The sequence below is a fragment of the Sulfuritalea hydrogenivorans sk43H genome, assembly GCF_000828635.1.
GTDB classification, from domain to species: Bacteria; Pseudomonadota; Gammaproteobacteria; order Burkholderiales; family Rhodocyclaceae; genus Sulfuritalea; species Sulfuritalea hydrogenivorans.
In genome coordinates, this window is sequence record NZ_AP012547.1 from 1,507,690 (window position 1) to 1,522,636 (window position 14,947).

Genomic DNA, 14,947 nt, shown 5'->3' on the forward strand with positions numbered 1-14,947 from the left:
CGATGGGCCACCTGTTCCGCATGGCCTTCCTGCTGGCTGTCTGTTTCGCCGTTCCGGCGTGGGCGGAACAGGAGCAGGAGAAACTGGTGTGGCCGCATGCGCCGGCACAGCCGCGTGTCGAATTCGTCAAGGCCTTTTCACGCGCCGCCGATCTCGGCATCGGCAAGGGCTTCTTCGAGCGGCTCAAGGATCTGCTGTTCGGCGAGGAGGAGGCGCGCATCCTGCGACCCATGGCGGTGGTGGCGAGCGGCGGCGTTCTCTACGTCGCCGATCCGGGCGCCAGGGGCGTGCATCGCTTCGACACCGGCGGCGGCGAGTACAGCCTGATCACGGCCGGCGACGATGCGCCGCTGCCGTCTCCCGTGGGACTCGCACGCGGCGCCGCCGGCGAGGTCTATGTCGCCGATTCCCGATTGGGGCGGATCTTCGTCATTCGGCCGGGGGCAAAGTCGGCGCTGGCGCTACGGCTCGACGTCAAGCTGACGCAGCCGACCGGCATCGCTTTCGACGCGGCCAGCGGCCGCCTGTATGTCGCCGACACCGCCGAGCATCGGATTCATATCTTCGAGCGCGACGGTTCGCTGGCCGGCAGCATCGGCCGACGCGGCACCGGCGACGGCGAATTCAACTATCCGACCTATCTCTGGCGCACACCGGAGGGACGTCTGTATGTCACCGACTCGCTGAATTTCCGCGTCCAGGCCTTTGATGCGCGTGGCCAGTTCGCCGGCAAGTTCGGCCGCCAGGGCGACGGCACGGGCGATGCCGCGCGGCAGAAGGGCGTGGCGACCGACCGCCACGGCCACGTTTATGTGGTCGACGCGCTGTTCCATGCCTTCCAGATATTCGACGCGACGGGTCGCCTGCTGCTGCCGGTTGGCGAACGTGGCCACGAACGCGGCGAATTCTGGCTGCCGACGGGCATTTTCATCGATGACGAGATGATCTACATCGCCGATTCGTACAACCAGCGCATCCAGGTGCTGCGTTATGTCGGAGGAGCGACATGAAGCGCGGCCTGCTCGCGGCTGCCGTGCTGTTTCTGGCACTGCCGGTTCTGGCGGGACTGGCAAGCAGCAAGCACAACCTCTCGGTCAGCGGGCCGGGGACGGTCAAGGCGGCATCCGAGACGCAGAACTGCATCTTCTGCCATGCCCCGCACAACGCCTCGCCCATCGCGCCACTATGGAACCGCAACAATCCAGGCACCAGCTACACGCCCTACACCAGTTCGACCTCGGTCGCCCGGCCCGGCCAGCCTACCGGCGCCTCGCTGCAATGCCTCTCCTGCCACGACGGCACCATCGCGCTCGGCGATGTCCTCAGTCGCAGCACACGCATCGGCATGGCCGGCGGTGTGACGACCATGCCGGCCGGCAACAGCAAGCTCGGCAGCGACCTGTCCGACGACCATCCGATTTCCTTCGCCTACACCGCCACGCTGGCCGCGACGCGCGGCGAACTGGCCAACCCGTCGACGCTCACCGGCAAGGTCAAGCTCGATTCCGGCGGGCAGCTGCAATGCACCTCCTGCCACGATGCTCACGACGACAGCAACGGCAAGTTCCTCGTGGTGCCCAACCAGGCCTCGGCGCTGTGCCAGACCTGCCACATAAAGAACTACTGGAACGGCAGCGACCACAAGCTCTCGGGCAAGACCTGGAATGGTGCCGGCCCGAATCCGTGGCCGCATACGACCGGCACCACCGTCGCCGCGAACGCTTGCGAGAGCTGCCATCGACCGCATACCGCCGGCGGAAAAAAATGGCTGCTCAACAACGCCGCCGAGGAAAGCAACTGCTACTCGTGCCACAACGGCAACGTCGCCACGAAAAACGTCCAGGCCGAATTCACCGGCAAGAGCTCCATCCATCCGGTGGCCGCAAGCACCGGGGTGCACGATCCGGCGGAACCGGCGGTGATACAGGCGCGGCATGTCGAGTGCGCCGATTGCCACAACCCGCACGCCACCAGCAGCAGCACCGGCCTGCTGCCCGGTTCGCTGGCCGGTGTGCGCGGCATCAATAGTGGCGGCGCCGAAGTCAAGCCGGCGACGGCCGAGTACCAGATCTGCTTCCGCTGCCATGCCGACAGCCCCAACATGCCGGCGCCGCGCACCACGCGGCAAATCGTGCAGACGAATGCTCGTCTCGAGTTCGCCACCACCAATCCGTCGCACCATGCGGTTGTCGGCCCCGGGAAGAACACCAACGTACCGAGCCTGGTCGCGCCGTGGACCACGGCCAGCACCGTGAAATGCAGCGACTGCCACAACAACAATTCCGGACCGGGTGCGGGCGGTGTCGGTCCGAAGGGGCCGCACGGATCGACCTACCCGACGCTGCTGGAACGGCAGTACCTGAAGGCCGACAACACGCCGGAGAGCGCCGCCAACTACGCGCTCTGCTACAAGTGCCACAGCCGCACCAGCATCCTCAGCGACAACACCTTCAAGGAACACACGAAGCACATCATCGGCGAACGCACGCCCTGCAATGCCTGCCACGACCCCCACGGCATCAGCTCGACCCAGGGCAACGCCACCAACAACAGCAAGTTGATCAACTTCGACACCACGATCAACAAGCCGAGTTCGAGCGGCCAGTTGAAGTTCGTCTCGAACGGTACCAATCGGGGCAGCTGCTACCTGACTTGCCACGGCAAGAATCACAACCCACTCAGCTACTAGGAGAAAGACCATGAACCCTGCTTCTGCAAATAATGACCTGCTGTCGGCCCCGGTCGATTACGAGCTTCGTCCATTGCCCGCCGCGACCGATTCGCGCCGTCTCACGGCCTTGGTCGGCCTGGTGGCGTGTGTGACACTTTCATCTCTTTATCTTGCTGTGCGCGGTACCGAGAAGCCGGTTGCGCAACCCGTTGCATCACATGCAGCATCGACCACTTCCAACATGCAGGCACCTGATATTCAGGCGATGGTCGATCGTCTTGCCGCACGCCTCGAGACGGAGCCTGACAACGGGCCGGGCTGGCAGATGCTGGCAAAGTCCTACGCCGCGCAGGGACGTTTTGGCGAAGCGGCCGGAGCCTACGGCAAGGCAGCGGCCTTGCTGCCGCCGGATGCCAACCTTTTGGCGGACTATGCCGATGTGGTGGCGATGACCCAGTCCGGCAGCTTCGGCGGAGAACCGGTGCGGCTGGTGCAGAAGGCGCTCGCCATCGATCCGAAGCACCCCAAGGCACTGGCGCTGGCGGGTACCGAAGCCTACCGGCGCGGCGACTTCGGCAATGCGTTGCGCCACTGGAACAAGGCGCTCGAAACGGTGCCGGCCGATACCGACCTGGGAGCTTCCATTCGCAGCGGAATTGCCGAGGCCGAGAAGCGTCGCGCAGCCTCTGTCGGGCAGCAGCGACAGTAGCGACGGAAAATTGCCGCCGCTATAAATCGATCAAGCCGAACAACGGAGCTTGATCATGAACTGCCCTCCATACCGCATCGCGAGCCGACTGCCATTGCTTGTTGCCGCCGCGTTGCTGAGCGCCTGTGCCGGCACGAGTCCCGGTGGCCGGCCGCAGATGGCTGCACCGGAGCCGGTGAGTGCGCTGTACTCGTCGCTCGATCTCAACCTGACGCTCGCTGGACTTGCTCCGGTGGCGACGCCGTGCGAAGGGATCCAGTGCCAGGTCGACAAGGGCTTCGAGCGTCAGGTCCAGCGCCTCGGAACGCGTCTTGCAGAAACGGCCTATGCGACTTACCCGGAACTGAAGGATCGCATTCCGCAATTCACGTTCATCGTCGCCGAGAAAATTGAAGCCGGCAGTTCATCGGATGCCTCGGGCAGCATCGTGATTTACCGCGGCGTACGCAAGGCCCGGATCGACGAGGAGACGCTGGCCTATCTGGTCGCCAGGGAAATGGGGCATGTCGTCGCCAGGCACCACGATGAGAAATCCGCGGCGACCATCATCTCTTCGCTGATCGCCCAGCTTGTGCTGGCGCCCGCCAACCTTGCCCGCGGTGTGGCATTCATTGCCTCTTCGACCGCGGGCGCGTTCGGCAAGGGCCTGGTTGCATCCAGCAGCATTCCCGAGCAGAGGAAGGAGGCGGACATCATCGCGCTTGACCTGCTTGCCAGGCAGGGATGGAGCGAGACCGATATTGTCGATTCCCTGCTGGATTACTCAAATCGACTCGGCAGGGATTCGTGGTCGAAGGAAGTGGAAAGGACCGCCTTGCGGATCAGCAATTACCGCTCTGCCGATGCCGTGGCCCTGGCGGATCCGATATCGCGCTGACCGCACGGTCTGCCCGGGCGACGCCATCGGAGCGGTTCGCTACGCGGCTTCGACGGACGAGATCTGATGTGCCCACGCCAGCGACTGCATGGCGCACTGGGATACCTGCAACGACTCCAGGCCGCACAGCGTCGCCTGCTGCTCCAGGTCTTGCGGCGACTGGCCCTCGGCCGCAATGGCGAGGCGCAGGGCGTTGCGATAGGGGCCGGTTTGCCCAAGCAATGCGTCATGCACGGCTTTCGGCAGCTTTGCCTGCAACAGCAGGTTGGCCATGGTCTGGTCCATCAGTTGGTCGAGCAGGGAAAACAGGCCGAGGATGAACAGCGAATCGGCCTGTGCCGGCATGCTGCCCTGCGCCGCAAGGCTTTCAAGGAAATGGCCGCGCGACAGGGCCTGTTCGGTAAGGACGCGTTCCTCGTGGCCGGGCGCCTTGAAGTCGAACAGCAGCAGGGACAGCCAGCGGTAGATCTTTTCCCGGCCGAGCAGCATCAGCGCCTTGTCCATGTTCACGATGGGAGTGCGCAATCCCATGGCCGCCGAATTGATGTAGCGCAGCAGCTTGAAGGCCAGCACCGGGTCGTGCTTGAACTGTTCCGCAATCGTTGCGATCTCGGCATCGCTGCCCAGCAGGTTGAGCAGCTTGATGATCTGCAGGCGGTTGATGTTGCTCTTGGGCGGATGCCAGTTTTCACGGCGGGTGACGAATGGGCCGAGGAAGAAATCAAAGCCGGCCTGGAAGTAGGAATCGAACTCGTCGACCGCATTCAGCCCGCTGGCACCCAGGCGGAGTTTCGGCAGCTTTGCCGAGCGCGCCGCCGTCAGGGATTTGGTCAGCAGCCTGACGCCCATTCCGTCGAATCCGGTTGCATCGATCTGAACGTAATCGGCGCTTGCCGCCATGATCGGCAACTGGGAAAACCGGGCGATCTGATTCTGGCGCAGCAGCCAGCCGTATGAGAAACCGGCCTGGCGCAGGATGTCCAGCTGGCGCAGGATGCGCTCGGCCTCAAGCGTCGGATGCACCGGCGCCAGCATCAGCACGGTGTTTTCCTTCGGCAGTTCGTGGAGGCGCTTGTTGTCCAGGGAATCCGGCGACAGCCTGATGAACGCCAGCCGCGGGCCCAGCAGCGCGTCATTTCCGAGCGAGGTCAGGTTGCGCAGGATGGCGTCGTCGTAGATCCTGGGCAGGAACTCGAAGTCGTTCTGCAGGCGCTGTTCGACGTCTTCAGGCAGGCTGAACTGGTAGCCCGAGATTCGCTTGTCGCGGTCCAGCACGGGTTCGCGGCACACAAACGACTGGGTCGGCTCGGTCGCTGCCGCCGTCGGCGGCTTCTCGACCTTGTCGGTGGTCTTTTGAACCGGCGAGCCATCCTGTTTCGGCACGGTGCCTGCGGCGGCCGGTTTGCTTTTTCCCAACATGCGGTCGAAGAAGCTGGTCATGGCAGGTTCATTTGGCGTGGCAGGCAGCGGGAGCGCGCCAGCCCAGCTGGCGCGAGATGGTTTGCGCAGCGGCGCGAATCGCTTTCGGGATCGGGCCGTTCCAGTTGGGCGGCAAGAGCCCGGCGGGTCCCAGGCCGGTGATCGCCAGCGCCATTTTGCCGTCGTGGTTGAACACCGGGGCGCAGAAGGCGTTGATGCCGGGAATCACCGAGCCGACGACGCGCGACATGCCGTGTTCGCGTGCGTCGGCCGTGAGTGCGTCGAGCTGGGCGCGCGTGATCGGTGCCCGGGTATCCTCGCCGCGCGCGTTGATTTGCAGTTCTTCCTCGACTTTGCGCTGCAGGATGGGCGAGTCGAGAAAGCTGACAAAACACAGGCCGATGGCCGAATGCAGCAGCGGCATCACCGCGCCGGTGCGCAGGTTGACGGTGACCGGCCGCTTCGAGTCGACCCAGCGCACGATGGTGGGGCCCATGTTGCCCCACACCGCCATTGCCACGGTTTCCCCGATTTCCTCGCCAAGAGCTTCCAGCACCGGGGTGGCGACGCGCACCGCGTCAAGCCGGGCAAGGCTGGCCAGTCCGAGGTCGAGCGCAAAATGGCCGAGGTCGTAGCGACCCGAGAGCGCATCCTGCGTCACCAGTCCGGTACGCACGAAACTGACCAGGTAGCGATAGGCCTTGGCGGCCGGCATGCCTGCCTCCCGGGCGAGATCGCGCAGCATCATCGGCGCGCCGTGATCGGCCAGCACCCGCAGCAGGGGTACGCCGACCTCGATCGACTGGATGCCCTGGCGGCTGTCTGCGTCCCGTTCTTCGGCTAACATGGAAACGGATTATAGAATCGCCGTATCGCCAGCGCCGACTTTCCCAGGATTGTTTGTCATTTTTTCCAAAGCTCCTCGCCATGACTCCCGTTCTCGTCTTCGACATCGAAACCATCCCGGACATTGCCGGCCTGCGCACGCTGCATGAGTTGCCGGCCGAGCTGCCCGATGCCGAGGTCGCCGAGTTTGCCTTCCAGCGCCAGCGGGCAAAGAATGGCAGCGATTTCCTGCCCCTGCATCTGCAGCGTGTGGTGGTGATTTCCTGTGCGATGCGCAGCCATGGTGCCGATGGCGGCTTTCGCGTCTGGTCTCTGGCGGAGCCGAAGTCGGGCGAGGGCGAGATCATCCAGCGCTTCTTTGACGGCATCGAGAAGTTCACGCCGCAGATCGTGTCCTGGAACGGCGGCGGCTTCGACCTGCCGGTGCTGCACTATCGCGGACTGATCCATGGTGTCGCGGCGCCGCGCTACTGGGACATGGGCGAGGGCGACTACCGCGATTCGAAGGATTTCAAGTGGAACAACTACATCAGCCGCTATCACTCGCGCCATCTCGACCTGATGGACCTGCTGGCCATGTACCAGCCGCGCGGCAGTGCGCCGCTCGACCAGTTGGCGCGCCTGATGGGGCTGCCGGGCAAGCTCGGCATGGATGGCTCGGCCGTCTGGGGTGCGTGGCTGGAGGGGCGCATCAACGAGATACGCGACTATTGCGAAACCGACGTGGTCAATACCTGGCTGGTATTCCTGCGCTTCCAGATGATGCGCGGCCTGCTGACACCGGCCGAACACGACAGCGAGCTGGCCCTGGTGAAGACCGCGCTGGCGGCGACCGGCTTGCCGCACTGGAAGGAATTCATTGCCGCATGGGAGGCATCATGCTGATCGACGCACGTAATTCCGCGCTGCTGGTGGTGGATGTGCAGGGCCGGCTGGTACCGGCCATTTCCGGCTGGCAGAACTTGCTGGACCAGGTTGTCTGGCTAATTCGCGTGGCGCGCCGGCTGGAAATTCCCGTACTGGCCTGCGAACAGTATCCAAAGGGGCTGGGGCCGACCCATCCCGCGGTTGCGGCCGAACTTCCGGCCGGCTGCATTGCCGGCAAGCTGCATTTTTCGGCGGTTGCCGGCGCCTGCCACGGCTTCGATCAGGCGGGCGGTCCGGCGCAAGTCGTGGTCTGCGGCATGGAAACCCATGTCTGCGTGATGCAGACGGTGATCGAACTGCTCGACAGCGGCAGGCAGGTATTCGTCGTCGACGAGGCCGTCGGCTCACGCCGCGATACCGACAAGGCCCTGGCGCTGGCGCGCATGCGCGACGAGGGTGCGAGCATCGTCAGCCGCGAGATGGTGGCCTTCGAGTGGCTGCGCAAGGCCGATTCCGACGTATTCCGCGAAGTCAGCAAAAACTTCCTGCGCTGAACTTCAGCCGCCTGTACCGGGATTCCCGATTTAGAGTCGTGCGACTACACGCGAACGACAAACTGCGGTAGTATTAAAACGTTTGTTTGAAACGGCCGTTCGTTCAACGCGGTCGACTGTAGCCAATACAACACAGGAGGACACCATGGGCCAATACAACGCCCCCTTGCGCGACATGCACTTCGTGCTGCACGAACTGCTCGACGTGACCAGCGAACTCAAGGCTCTGCCGGCGCACGCCGACATCGACACCGACACCATCAATCAGATACTGGAAGAAGGTGCCAAGTTCACCTCCAAGGTGCTGTTCCCGCTCAATCACATCGGCGATGTCGAAGGTTGCCGGCTGAATTCCGATACCCACGAAGTGACGACACCGACCGGCTTCAAGGAAGCCTATCGCCAGTTCGTCGAGGCCGGCTGGCCCGCGCTGACCTGCGACCCCGAGTACGGCGGCCAGGGTTTGCCCATCGTCGTATACAACCCGCTCGCGGAAATGCTGAATTCCTCGAATCAGGCCTGGTACATGTATCCGGGCCTGTCGCATGGCGCTTACGAGTGCCTGCACGAGCACGGCACACCCGAACAGAAATCCATGTACCTGCCCAAGCTGGTTTCCGGCCAATGGACCGGCACCATGTGCCTGACCGAGCCGCATTGCGGCACCGACCTCGGCCTGCTGCGCTCGAAGGCCGAGCCGCAGGCGGACGGCAGCTACAAGATCACCGGCGGCAAGATTTTCATCTCGGCCGGCGAGCACGACATGGCGGAGAACATCGTGCATCTGGTCCTCGCCCGCCTGCCCGATGCTCCGGCAGGTACCAAGGGTATCTCGCTGTTTCTCGTGCCGAAGTTCATCCCCAACGCCGACGGCTCGCTGGGTGCGCGCAACGCCATCACCTGCGGCGCGCTGGAAGAAAAGATGGGCATCCACGGCAATGCCACCTGCCAGATGAACCTCGACGACGCCAGCGGTTGGCTGATCGGCCAGCCGAACAAGGGCTTGAACGCCATGTTCGTCATGATGAACGCCGCGCGCCTCGGCGTCGGCATGCAATCACTGGGCCTGACCGAAGTGGCCTTCCAGAATGCGCTGGCCTATGCCAAGGAACGCCTGCAGATGCGAAGCCTGTCCGGGCCCAAGGCGCCCGACAAGCCGGCCGATCCGATCATCGTGCATCCGGATGTGAGGCGCATGCTGCTGACCGCCAAGGCCTATGCCGAAGGCGGCCGTGCTTTTTCGTCCTTTGTCGCGCTGCAGATCGATCGCGAACTGAATCATCCGGACGAGGAAGTGCGCAAGGACGCCGCCGACCTGGTGACGCTGCTGACGCCGATCATCAAGGCCTTCATGACCGACAACGGCTGGATTGCCACCTCCGAGGCAATGCAGGTACATGGCGGCATGGGCTTCATCCGCGAAACCGGCATGGAGCAGTATGTGCGCGACGCCCGCATCAACATGATTTACGAAGGCACCAATACCATCCAGTCGCTCGACCTGCTGGGCCGCAAGATCCTCATGGACAACGGCGCCAAACTGAAGAAGTTCGGCGCACTGGTGCAGGCCTTCGTCGAGGAGAACGGCACCGACGAAGCCATGAACGAATTCGTCACGCCGCTCGCGGATATCGGCGACAAGGTGAGCAAGCTGACCATGGAAATCGGCATGAAGGCCTTCCAGAACCAGGACGAAGTCGGCGCCGCCGCCGTACCCTACCTGCGCGTGGTCGGCCATTTGGTCTACAGTTACTTCTTCGCCCGCATGGCCAAGATCGCCCTGGCCAAGCAGGATTCCGGCGATACGTTCTACAAGGCCAAGCTCGCCACCGCGCGTTTCTACTTTGCCCGCCTGCTGCCCGAGACCGCGATGCTGATCCGCCAGGCGCGCTCTGGCGCCAAGCCGCTGCTCGATCTCGAAGCCGAACTGTTCTAAGAGGAAATGTCATGAGCAATTTCATAGTCAGGAAAGTCGCCGTGCTTGGCGCCGGCGTGATGGGCGCGCAGATCGCCGCGCACTGCGTCAATGCCAAGGTCCCCGTGGTGCTGTTCGACCTGCCGGCCAAGGAAGGCGCGAAGAACGGCATCGTGCTGCGCGCCATCGAAGGCCTCAAGAAACTCAGCCCGGCGCCGCTGGGCAACAAGGATGACGCGGCCTGCATCGAAGTCGCCAACTACGACGACAACCTGGAACTGCTGAAAGGCTGCGACCTGATCATAGAAGCCATCGCTGAACGCATGGACTGGAAGCACGACCTGTACAAGAAGGTCGCCCCCTTCATCGCGCCGAATGCGATCTTCGCTTCCAATACCTCGGGCCTGTCGATCACCGCGCTATCCGAGGGCTTCTCCGACGAACTCAAGGCCCGCTTCTGCGGCGTGCATTTCTTCAATCCGCCGCGCTACATGCATCTGGTCGAACTGATCCCGACCGCGACAACCCGGCCGGAGATCCTCGACCAGCTCGAAGGCTTCCTCGTCACTACGCTGGGCAAGGGCGTGGTACGGGCCAAGGACACGCCGAATTTCATCGCCAACCGCGTCGGCGTCTTCAGCATGATGGCGACGATCCACGAGGCGGAAAAGTTCGGCCTGTCCTGCGACGTCGTTGATGACCTCACCGGATCCAAGCTGGGACGCGCAAAGTCCGGCACCTTCCGCACCGCGGACGTGGTCGGCCTCGACACCATGGGCCACGTGATCAAGACCATGCAGGACACGTTGCCCGACGATCCCTTCGCGGCCATTTACAAGACGCCGGAAGTGCTGACCAAGCTGGTCGCCGCAGGCGCGCTGGGCCAGAAGACCGGCGCCGGCTTCTACAAGAAGGTCGGCCGCGAAGTGCAGCGCCTCGATTTCGCCACGGGCCAGTACGTGGCCGGCGGCGGCAAGGCCGACGACCTCGTGGCGCGCATCCTCAAGGAAAAGGACCCGGCCAAGCGCATGAAGGCGCTGCACGACTCGACCAATCCGCAGGCGCAATTCCTCTGGGCCATTTTCCGCGACGCCTTCCACTACATTGCGGTGCATCTGGAAGCCGTTGCCGACAATGCGCGCGACATCGATTTCGCCATGCGCTGGGGCTTCGGCCAGAAGCTCGGTCCCTTCGAGACCTGGCAGGCCGCCGGCTGGCATCAAGTCGCCAACTGGGTCAAGGAAGACATCGACGCCGGCAAGGCGCTGTGCTCGGTACCGCTGCCGGCCTGGGTGTTCGACGGACGTAACGGTGTCCATGGCGCCGACGGTTCCTGGTCGCCGGCGCGCAAGGCCAATGTGGCCCGCTCGACGCTGCCCGTGTATCTGCGTCAGCGTTTCCGCGCCCCGGTGCTGGGCGAGGCGGGCGTCGATGGTACGACCGCCGGCATCACGGTGTTCGAGGACGATTCGGTGCGCATCTGGCACGAGGACGATGGCGTTCTGATCCTGTCGCTCAAGACCAAGATGCACGTCATCGGCGCCGGCGTCATCGCCGGCCTGTCGAAGGCCATCGCCGAGGCGGAGCAACACTACAAGGGCTTGGTGATCTGGAGTGCCGATGCGGCCGAAGGCGGCGCCTTCTCCGCCGGCGCCGACCTGCAGTCGATGCTGCCGCTGTTCATGTCGGGCGGCGTCAAGGCCATCGAGCCCGAGGTCGCCAAGTTGCAGCAGGCTTTCCAGGCCATGAAGTATGCCAACGTGCCGGTGGTCGCCGCGGTGGCCGGACTCGCGCTGGGTGGCGGCTGCGAACTGGCGCTGCACGCGGCGAAACGGGTCGCCTTGATCGAGTCCTATATTGGTCTGGTCGAAGTCGGCGTCGGCCTGATTCCCGCTGGCGGCGGCCTCAAGGAAGCCGCCGTGCGCACGGCGGCCGAGGCCAAGGGCAACGACCTGCTGCAGTTCCTCAAGAACAACTTCATGAATCCTGCCACCGCCGCCGTTTCAAAGTCGGCGCTGGAGGCACGGCAAATGGGCTTCCTCAAGCCCGACGACGTCATCGTCTTCAACCCCTACGAGCTGCTGCACGTGGCCAAGGTCGAAGCGCGCGCCATGCACGACGCCGGTTACCGGCCGCCGCTGCAAAGGCTGATACCGGTCGCCGGCCGCTATGCCATCGGCACCATCATGATGCAACTGGTCAACATGCGTGACGGCGGCTTCATCTCGGCCCACGACTTCAAGCTGGGGCAGATGATCGCCACGGTGGTATCGGGCGGCGACGTCGATCAGGGCAGCCTGGTCAGCGAGCAGTGGCTGCTCGACCTCGAGCGCAAGGCCTTCATGGAACTGCTGAACCATCCCAAGACCCAGGAACGCATCATGGGCATGATGCAGACCGGCAAGCCGGTCAGAAACTGAGGAGATTGAAATGACAAAACAACTTCAAGACGCCTACATCGTTGCCGCCACCCGCACCCCGATCGGCAAGGCGCCGCGCGGCATGTTCCGCAATACGCGTCCCGACGACCTGCTGGTGTATGCGATCCAGTCCGCCATGGCCCAGGTGCCGGGCCTCGATCCCAAGCTGATCGAGGACGCGATCATCGGCTGCTCCTTCCCCGAAGGCGAATCCGGGCTCAACATGGCGCGCAACGCCGTGCTGCTGGCCGGCCTGCCCAATACCGTCGGCGGCGTTACCGTCAATCGCTTCTGCGCATCAGGGATAACCGCGGTGGCGATGGCGGCCGACCGCATCCGCGTCGGCCAGGCCGATGTCATGATCGCGGGCGGCGCTGAGTCGATGTCCATGGTGCCGATGGGCGGCAACCATCCCTCGATCAACATGGGCGTGTTCAAGGACGAGAACGTCGGCATGGCCTACGGCATGGGCCTCACCGCCGAGAAAGTGGCCAACCAGTGGAAGATCACGCGCGAAATGCAGGACGAATTCGCGTTGCAGTCGCACCAGCGCGCCATCGCCGGGCAGCAGGCGGGCGAGTTCGACAACGAGACGACTGCGGTCGAGATCGTCGATCGCGTGCCGAACCTCGCCACCGGCGAGGTCGATCTGAAGAAGCGCAGCGTCAACCGCGACGAAGGTGCGCGCGCCGATTCCAACCTCGCGGCGCTGGCCAAGCTGAAGCCGGTATTCGCCGCCAAGGGCTCGGTGACGGCCGGCAACAGTTCGCAGACCTCCGACGGCGCCGGCGCACTGATCCTGGTCAGCGAAAAGATACTGAAGCAGTTCAATTTGACGCCGCTGGCGCGCTTCGTCTCCTTCGCCGTGCGCGGCGTGCCGCCCGAGATCATGGGCATCGGCCCCAAGGAAGCGATTCCGGTGGCCTGCCGCGCAGCCGGCATCACCCAGGATCAGCTCGACTGGATCGAACTCAACGAGGCGTTCGCCGCGCAGTCGCTGGCGGTGATCAAGGACCTCGACCTCGATCCGGCCAAGGTCAATCCGATCGGCGGCGCCATCGCGCTCGGCCATCCGCTCGGCGCCACCGGCGCGATCCGTTCGGCCACGGTGATCCACGCCCTGCGCCGGCGCAACCTCAAGTACGGCATGGTGACCATGTGCGTCGGCACCGGCATGGGCGCGGCGGGGATTTTCGAGCGAATGTAGTCGCTCAGCGCGCGATATGCCCGGCGATCCAGGCCTTGAGCGAGTCCATATCGTCGGCGAAGCCGCCGGGGCGCAGCAGGCTGACGCCGAAGACGTAGGCGTAGAGCATGACGCTGCGCGCCTGGGCTTCCTGCTCGGGCAGGCCGCAGGCGAGGAACAGGCGGCAGGAGCATGCAAGGCGCTCGGCGTCGACGGCTTCGACGACGGCGACCGCTTGCGGGTCGCGGCGCGCCCAACTGCGCACCGCGGCTTCGATGGCGATGCCCTTGCGGTTGCGCGCAGAGGCATAGACCTCGATGGTGTGGAGCAGGGCGGCGACCTCATTGCCGGGTTCGGCCTGGGTCTGCTTGCGGATGTCGCGGATGCGGCCGTCCTTCCAGAAGTCCAGCACCGCGTCCTGCAAATCGCGGCGGTCCTTGAAGTGCCAGTAGAAGCTGCCCTTGGTGACGCCCAGGCGCGTGGCCAGCACCTCGACGCGCAGGCGCTCGGCGCCATGTTCGGCCAGGATGGCAATCGCGCCCTTGATCCAGGCGTCGCGGTCCAGCATCGTGCGCGGTGTCTTGGCGGCTTTGTTTTCCATACGGTAGGGTATTGAACTTTATGTTGCTCTGCGGTAGTATCTCACATTCCATACTGTAGCGTATGGAAGCGCAGGTCCGAATAGTCGTTAGAATCAACCCTTCTTAGCTCAGCCCACTTCAAGGAGACTCGCTTGAAAATCCTCGTCCCGGTCAAGCGCGTGATTGACTACAACGTCAAGGTTCGCGTCAAGGCAGACGGCACTGGTGTCGATCTGGCGAATGTGAAAATGTCGATGAATCCCTTCGACGAAATCGCGGTCGAAGAAGCCATGCGCCTCAAGGAAGCCGGCACGGCCACGGAAGTGATCGCCGTCTCCTGCGGCGTCACCGCCTGCCAGGAAACCCTGCGCACCGCGATGGCGATCGGCGCGGATCGTTCGATTCTGGTTGAAAGCGATGCCGAACTGCAGCCGCTGGCCGTAGCCAAGCTGCTCGCCGCCGTGGCGAAGAAGGAAACACCGCAACTGATCATCCTCGGCAAGCAGGCAATCGACGACGACGCCAACCAGACGGGCCAGATGCTGGCCGCGCTGCTGGGCTGGTCGCAGGCCACGTTTGCCTCCAAGGTCGTCGTCGCCGGCGACAAGGCCACCGTGACGCGTGAAGTCGATGGCGGCCTCGAAACCCTCGAGATCACGTTGCCGGCCATCGTCACCACCGACCTGCGCCTCAACGAACCGCGCTACGCGACGCTGCCCAACATCATGAAGGCGAAGAAGAAGCCGCTGGAAGTCGTCAAGCCGGCCGACCTCGGCGTCGATGTGGCGCCGCGCCTGACCACTGTCACGGTGACGGAGCCGCCCAAGCGCAGCGCCGGCATCAAGGTTGCGGACGTCGCGACCCTGATCGATAAACTCAAGAACGAAGCCAAGGTGATCTGA

At 64.0% G+C, this 14,947-nt stretch carries 13 protein-coding genes; 10 read left to right on the forward strand and 3 right to left on the reverse strand.

Features of this window, described 5'->3' with window-relative positions; translation table 11 throughout:
* Window positions 1-2 precede the first annotated feature (2 nt).
* From SUTH_RS07330 to SUTH_RS07345, 4 genes are read left to right on the forward strand one after another with little or no spacing between them, the layout of a single operon-like run.
* Window positions 3-1,010: an NHL repeat-containing protein gene (locus SUTH_RS07330; protein WP_052473417.1), complete on the forward strand. Its 1,008-nt coding sequence runs from the start codon at window positions 3-5 to the stop codon at window positions 1,008-1,010.
* Window positions 1,007-2,689: a cytochrome c3 family protein gene (locus SUTH_RS18365; RefSeq protein ID WP_052473419.1), complete on the forward strand. Its 1,683-nt coding sequence runs from the start codon at window positions 1,007-1,009 to the stop codon at window positions 2,687-2,689. The genes SUTH_RS07330 and SUTH_RS18365 overlap by 4 nt, the downstream gene beginning before the upstream one ends.
* A 10-nt stretch (window positions 2,690-2,699) precedes the next feature.
* On the forward strand, window positions 2,700-3,380 hold the full coding sequence (locus SUTH_RS07340) for a tetratricopeptide repeat protein (RefSeq protein ID WP_148312876.1): 681 nt from the start codon (window positions 2,700-2,702) through the stop codon (window positions 3,378-3,380).
* 55 nt (window positions 3,381-3,435) lie between these two features.
* Window positions 3,436-4,257, forward strand: coding sequence for a M48 family metalloprotease (locus SUTH_RS07345; protein WP_148312877.1), 822 nt, complete (start codon window positions 3,436-3,438; stop codon window positions 4,255-4,257).
* 39 nt (window positions 4,258-4,296) lie between these two features.
* On the opposite strand, the gene SUTH_RS07350 is transcribed toward SUTH_RS07345, so the two are convergent.
* Both SUTH_RS07350 and SUTH_RS07355 read right to left on the reverse strand, forming a co-directional pair.
* A complete protein-coding gene (locus SUTH_RS07350; RefSeq protein WP_041098254.1) occupies window positions 4,297-5,697 on the reverse strand; it encodes an EAL and HDOD domain-containing protein in 1,401 nt (466 codons plus the stop codon).
* Between the two features lie 7 nt (window positions 5,698-5,704).
* Window positions 5,705-6,523 carry an IclR family transcriptional regulator gene (locus SUTH_RS07355; protein WP_041098256.1) on the reverse strand — a complete coding sequence of 273 codons (819 nt, stop codon included), beginning with the start codon at window positions 6,521-6,523 and terminating at the stop codon, window positions 5,705-5,707.
* 80 nt (window positions 6,524-6,603) lie between these two features.
* On the opposite strand from SUTH_RS07355, the gene SUTH_RS07360 reads away from it, so the two are divergent.
* The 5 genes from SUTH_RS07360 (at window position 6,604) to SUTH_RS07380 (ending at window position 13,485) form a co-directional block, all read left to right on the forward strand.
* On the forward strand, window positions 6,604-7,407 hold the full coding sequence (locus SUTH_RS07360) for a 3'-5' exonuclease (RefSeq protein WP_041098258.1): 804 nt from the start codon (window positions 6,604-6,606) through the stop codon (window positions 7,405-7,407).
* Window positions 7,401-7,943, forward strand: a complete 543-nt coding sequence (locus SUTH_RS07365; RefSeq protein ID WP_041101939.1) for an isochorismatase family protein — start codon at window positions 7,401-7,403, stop codon at window positions 7,941-7,943. Before SUTH_RS07360 ends, SUTH_RS07365 begins: the two co-directional genes overlap by 7 nt.
* 145 nt (window positions 7,944-8,088) lie before the next feature.
* Window positions 8,089-9,879 (forward strand): acyl-CoA dehydrogenase C-terminal domain-containing protein, encoded by a 1,791-nt coding sequence (locus tag SUTH_RS07370; protein ID WP_041098260.1) that lies wholly within the window; start codon window positions 8,089-8,091, stop codon window positions 9,877-9,879.
* 11 nt (window positions 9,880-9,890) lie between these two features.
* Complete coding sequence (locus tag SUTH_RS07375; protein WP_041098262.1) at window positions 9,891-12,278, forward strand: 3-hydroxyacyl-CoA dehydrogenase/enoyl-CoA hydratase family protein; 2,388 nt, start codon at window positions 9,891-9,893, stop codon at window positions 12,276-12,278.
* A gap of 10 nt (window positions 12,279-12,288) precedes the next feature.
* The gene (locus tag SUTH_RS07380) at window positions 12,289-13,485 is read left to right on the forward strand and encodes an acetyl-CoA C-acyltransferase (RefSeq protein WP_041098264.1); all 1,197 of its coding nucleotides are present in this window, start codon (window positions 12,289-12,291) and stop codon (window positions 13,483-13,485) included.
* Between the two features lie 4 nt (window positions 13,486-13,489).
* Here the strand turns inward: SUTH_RS07380 and SUTH_RS07385 are convergent, their stop codons facing one another.
* A complete protein-coding gene (locus tag SUTH_RS07385) occupies window positions 13,490-14,065 on the reverse strand; it encodes a TetR/AcrR family transcriptional regulator (RefSeq protein ID WP_041098266.1) in 576 nt (191 codons plus the stop codon).
* Between the two features lie 132 nt (window positions 14,066-14,197).
* Between SUTH_RS07385 and SUTH_RS07390 the strand changes: the two genes are divergently transcribed.
* The gene (locus SUTH_RS07390) at window positions 14,198-14,947 is read left to right on the forward strand and encodes an electron transfer flavoprotein subunit beta/FixA family protein (protein ID WP_041098267.1); all 750 of its coding nucleotides are present in this window, start codon (window positions 14,198-14,200) and stop codon (window positions 14,945-14,947) included.

What these genes read in the sequence shown, in the direction of transcription:
- SUTH_RS07330 (WP_052473417.1), top strand. Translation starts at nt 3, where the DNA reads ATGGGCCACCTGTTCCGCATGGCCTTCCTGCTGGCTGTCTGTTTCGCC.
- SUTH_RS18365 (WP_052473419.1), top strand. Translation starts at nt 1,007, where the DNA reads ATGAAGCGCGGCCTGCTCGCGGCTGCCGTGCTGTTTCTGGCACTGCCG.
- SUTH_RS07340 (WP_148312876.1), top strand. Translation starts at nt 2,700, where the DNA reads ATGAACCCTGCTTCTGCAAATAATGACCTGCTGTCGGCCCCGGTCGAT.
- SUTH_RS07345 (WP_148312877.1), top strand. Translation starts at nt 3,436, where the DNA reads ATGAACTGCCCTCCATACCGCATCGCGAGCCGACTGCCATTGCTTGTT.
- SUTH_RS07350 (WP_041098254.1), bottom strand. Translation starts at nt 5,697, where the DNA reads ATGACCAGCTTCTTCGACCGCATGTTGGGAAAAAGCAAACCGGCCGCC.
- SUTH_RS07355 (WP_041098256.1), bottom strand. Translation starts at nt 6,523, where the DNA reads ATGTTAGCCGAAGAACGGGACGCAGACAGCCGCCAGGGCATCCAGTCG.
- SUTH_RS07360 (WP_041098258.1), top strand. Translation starts at nt 6,604, where the DNA reads ATGACTCCCGTTCTCGTCTTCGACATCGAAACCATCCCGGACATTGCC.
- SUTH_RS07365 (WP_041101939.1), top strand. Translation starts at nt 7,401, where the DNA reads ATGCTGATCGACGCACGTAATTCCGCGCTGCTGGTGGTGGATGTGCAG.
- SUTH_RS07370 (WP_041098260.1), top strand. Translation starts at nt 8,089, where the DNA reads ATGGGCCAATACAACGCCCCCTTGCGCGACATGCACTTCGTGCTGCAC.
- SUTH_RS07375 (WP_041098262.1), top strand. Translation starts at nt 9,891, where the DNA reads ATGAGCAATTTCATAGTCAGGAAAGTCGCCGTGCTTGGCGCCGGCGTG.
- SUTH_RS07380 (WP_041098264.1), top strand. Translation starts at nt 12,289, where the DNA reads ATGACAAAACAACTTCAAGACGCCTACATCGTTGCCGCCACCCGCACC.
- SUTH_RS07385 (WP_041098266.1), bottom strand. Translation starts at nt 14,065, where the DNA reads ATGGAAAACAAAGCCGCCAAGACACCGCGCACGATGCTGGACCGCGAC.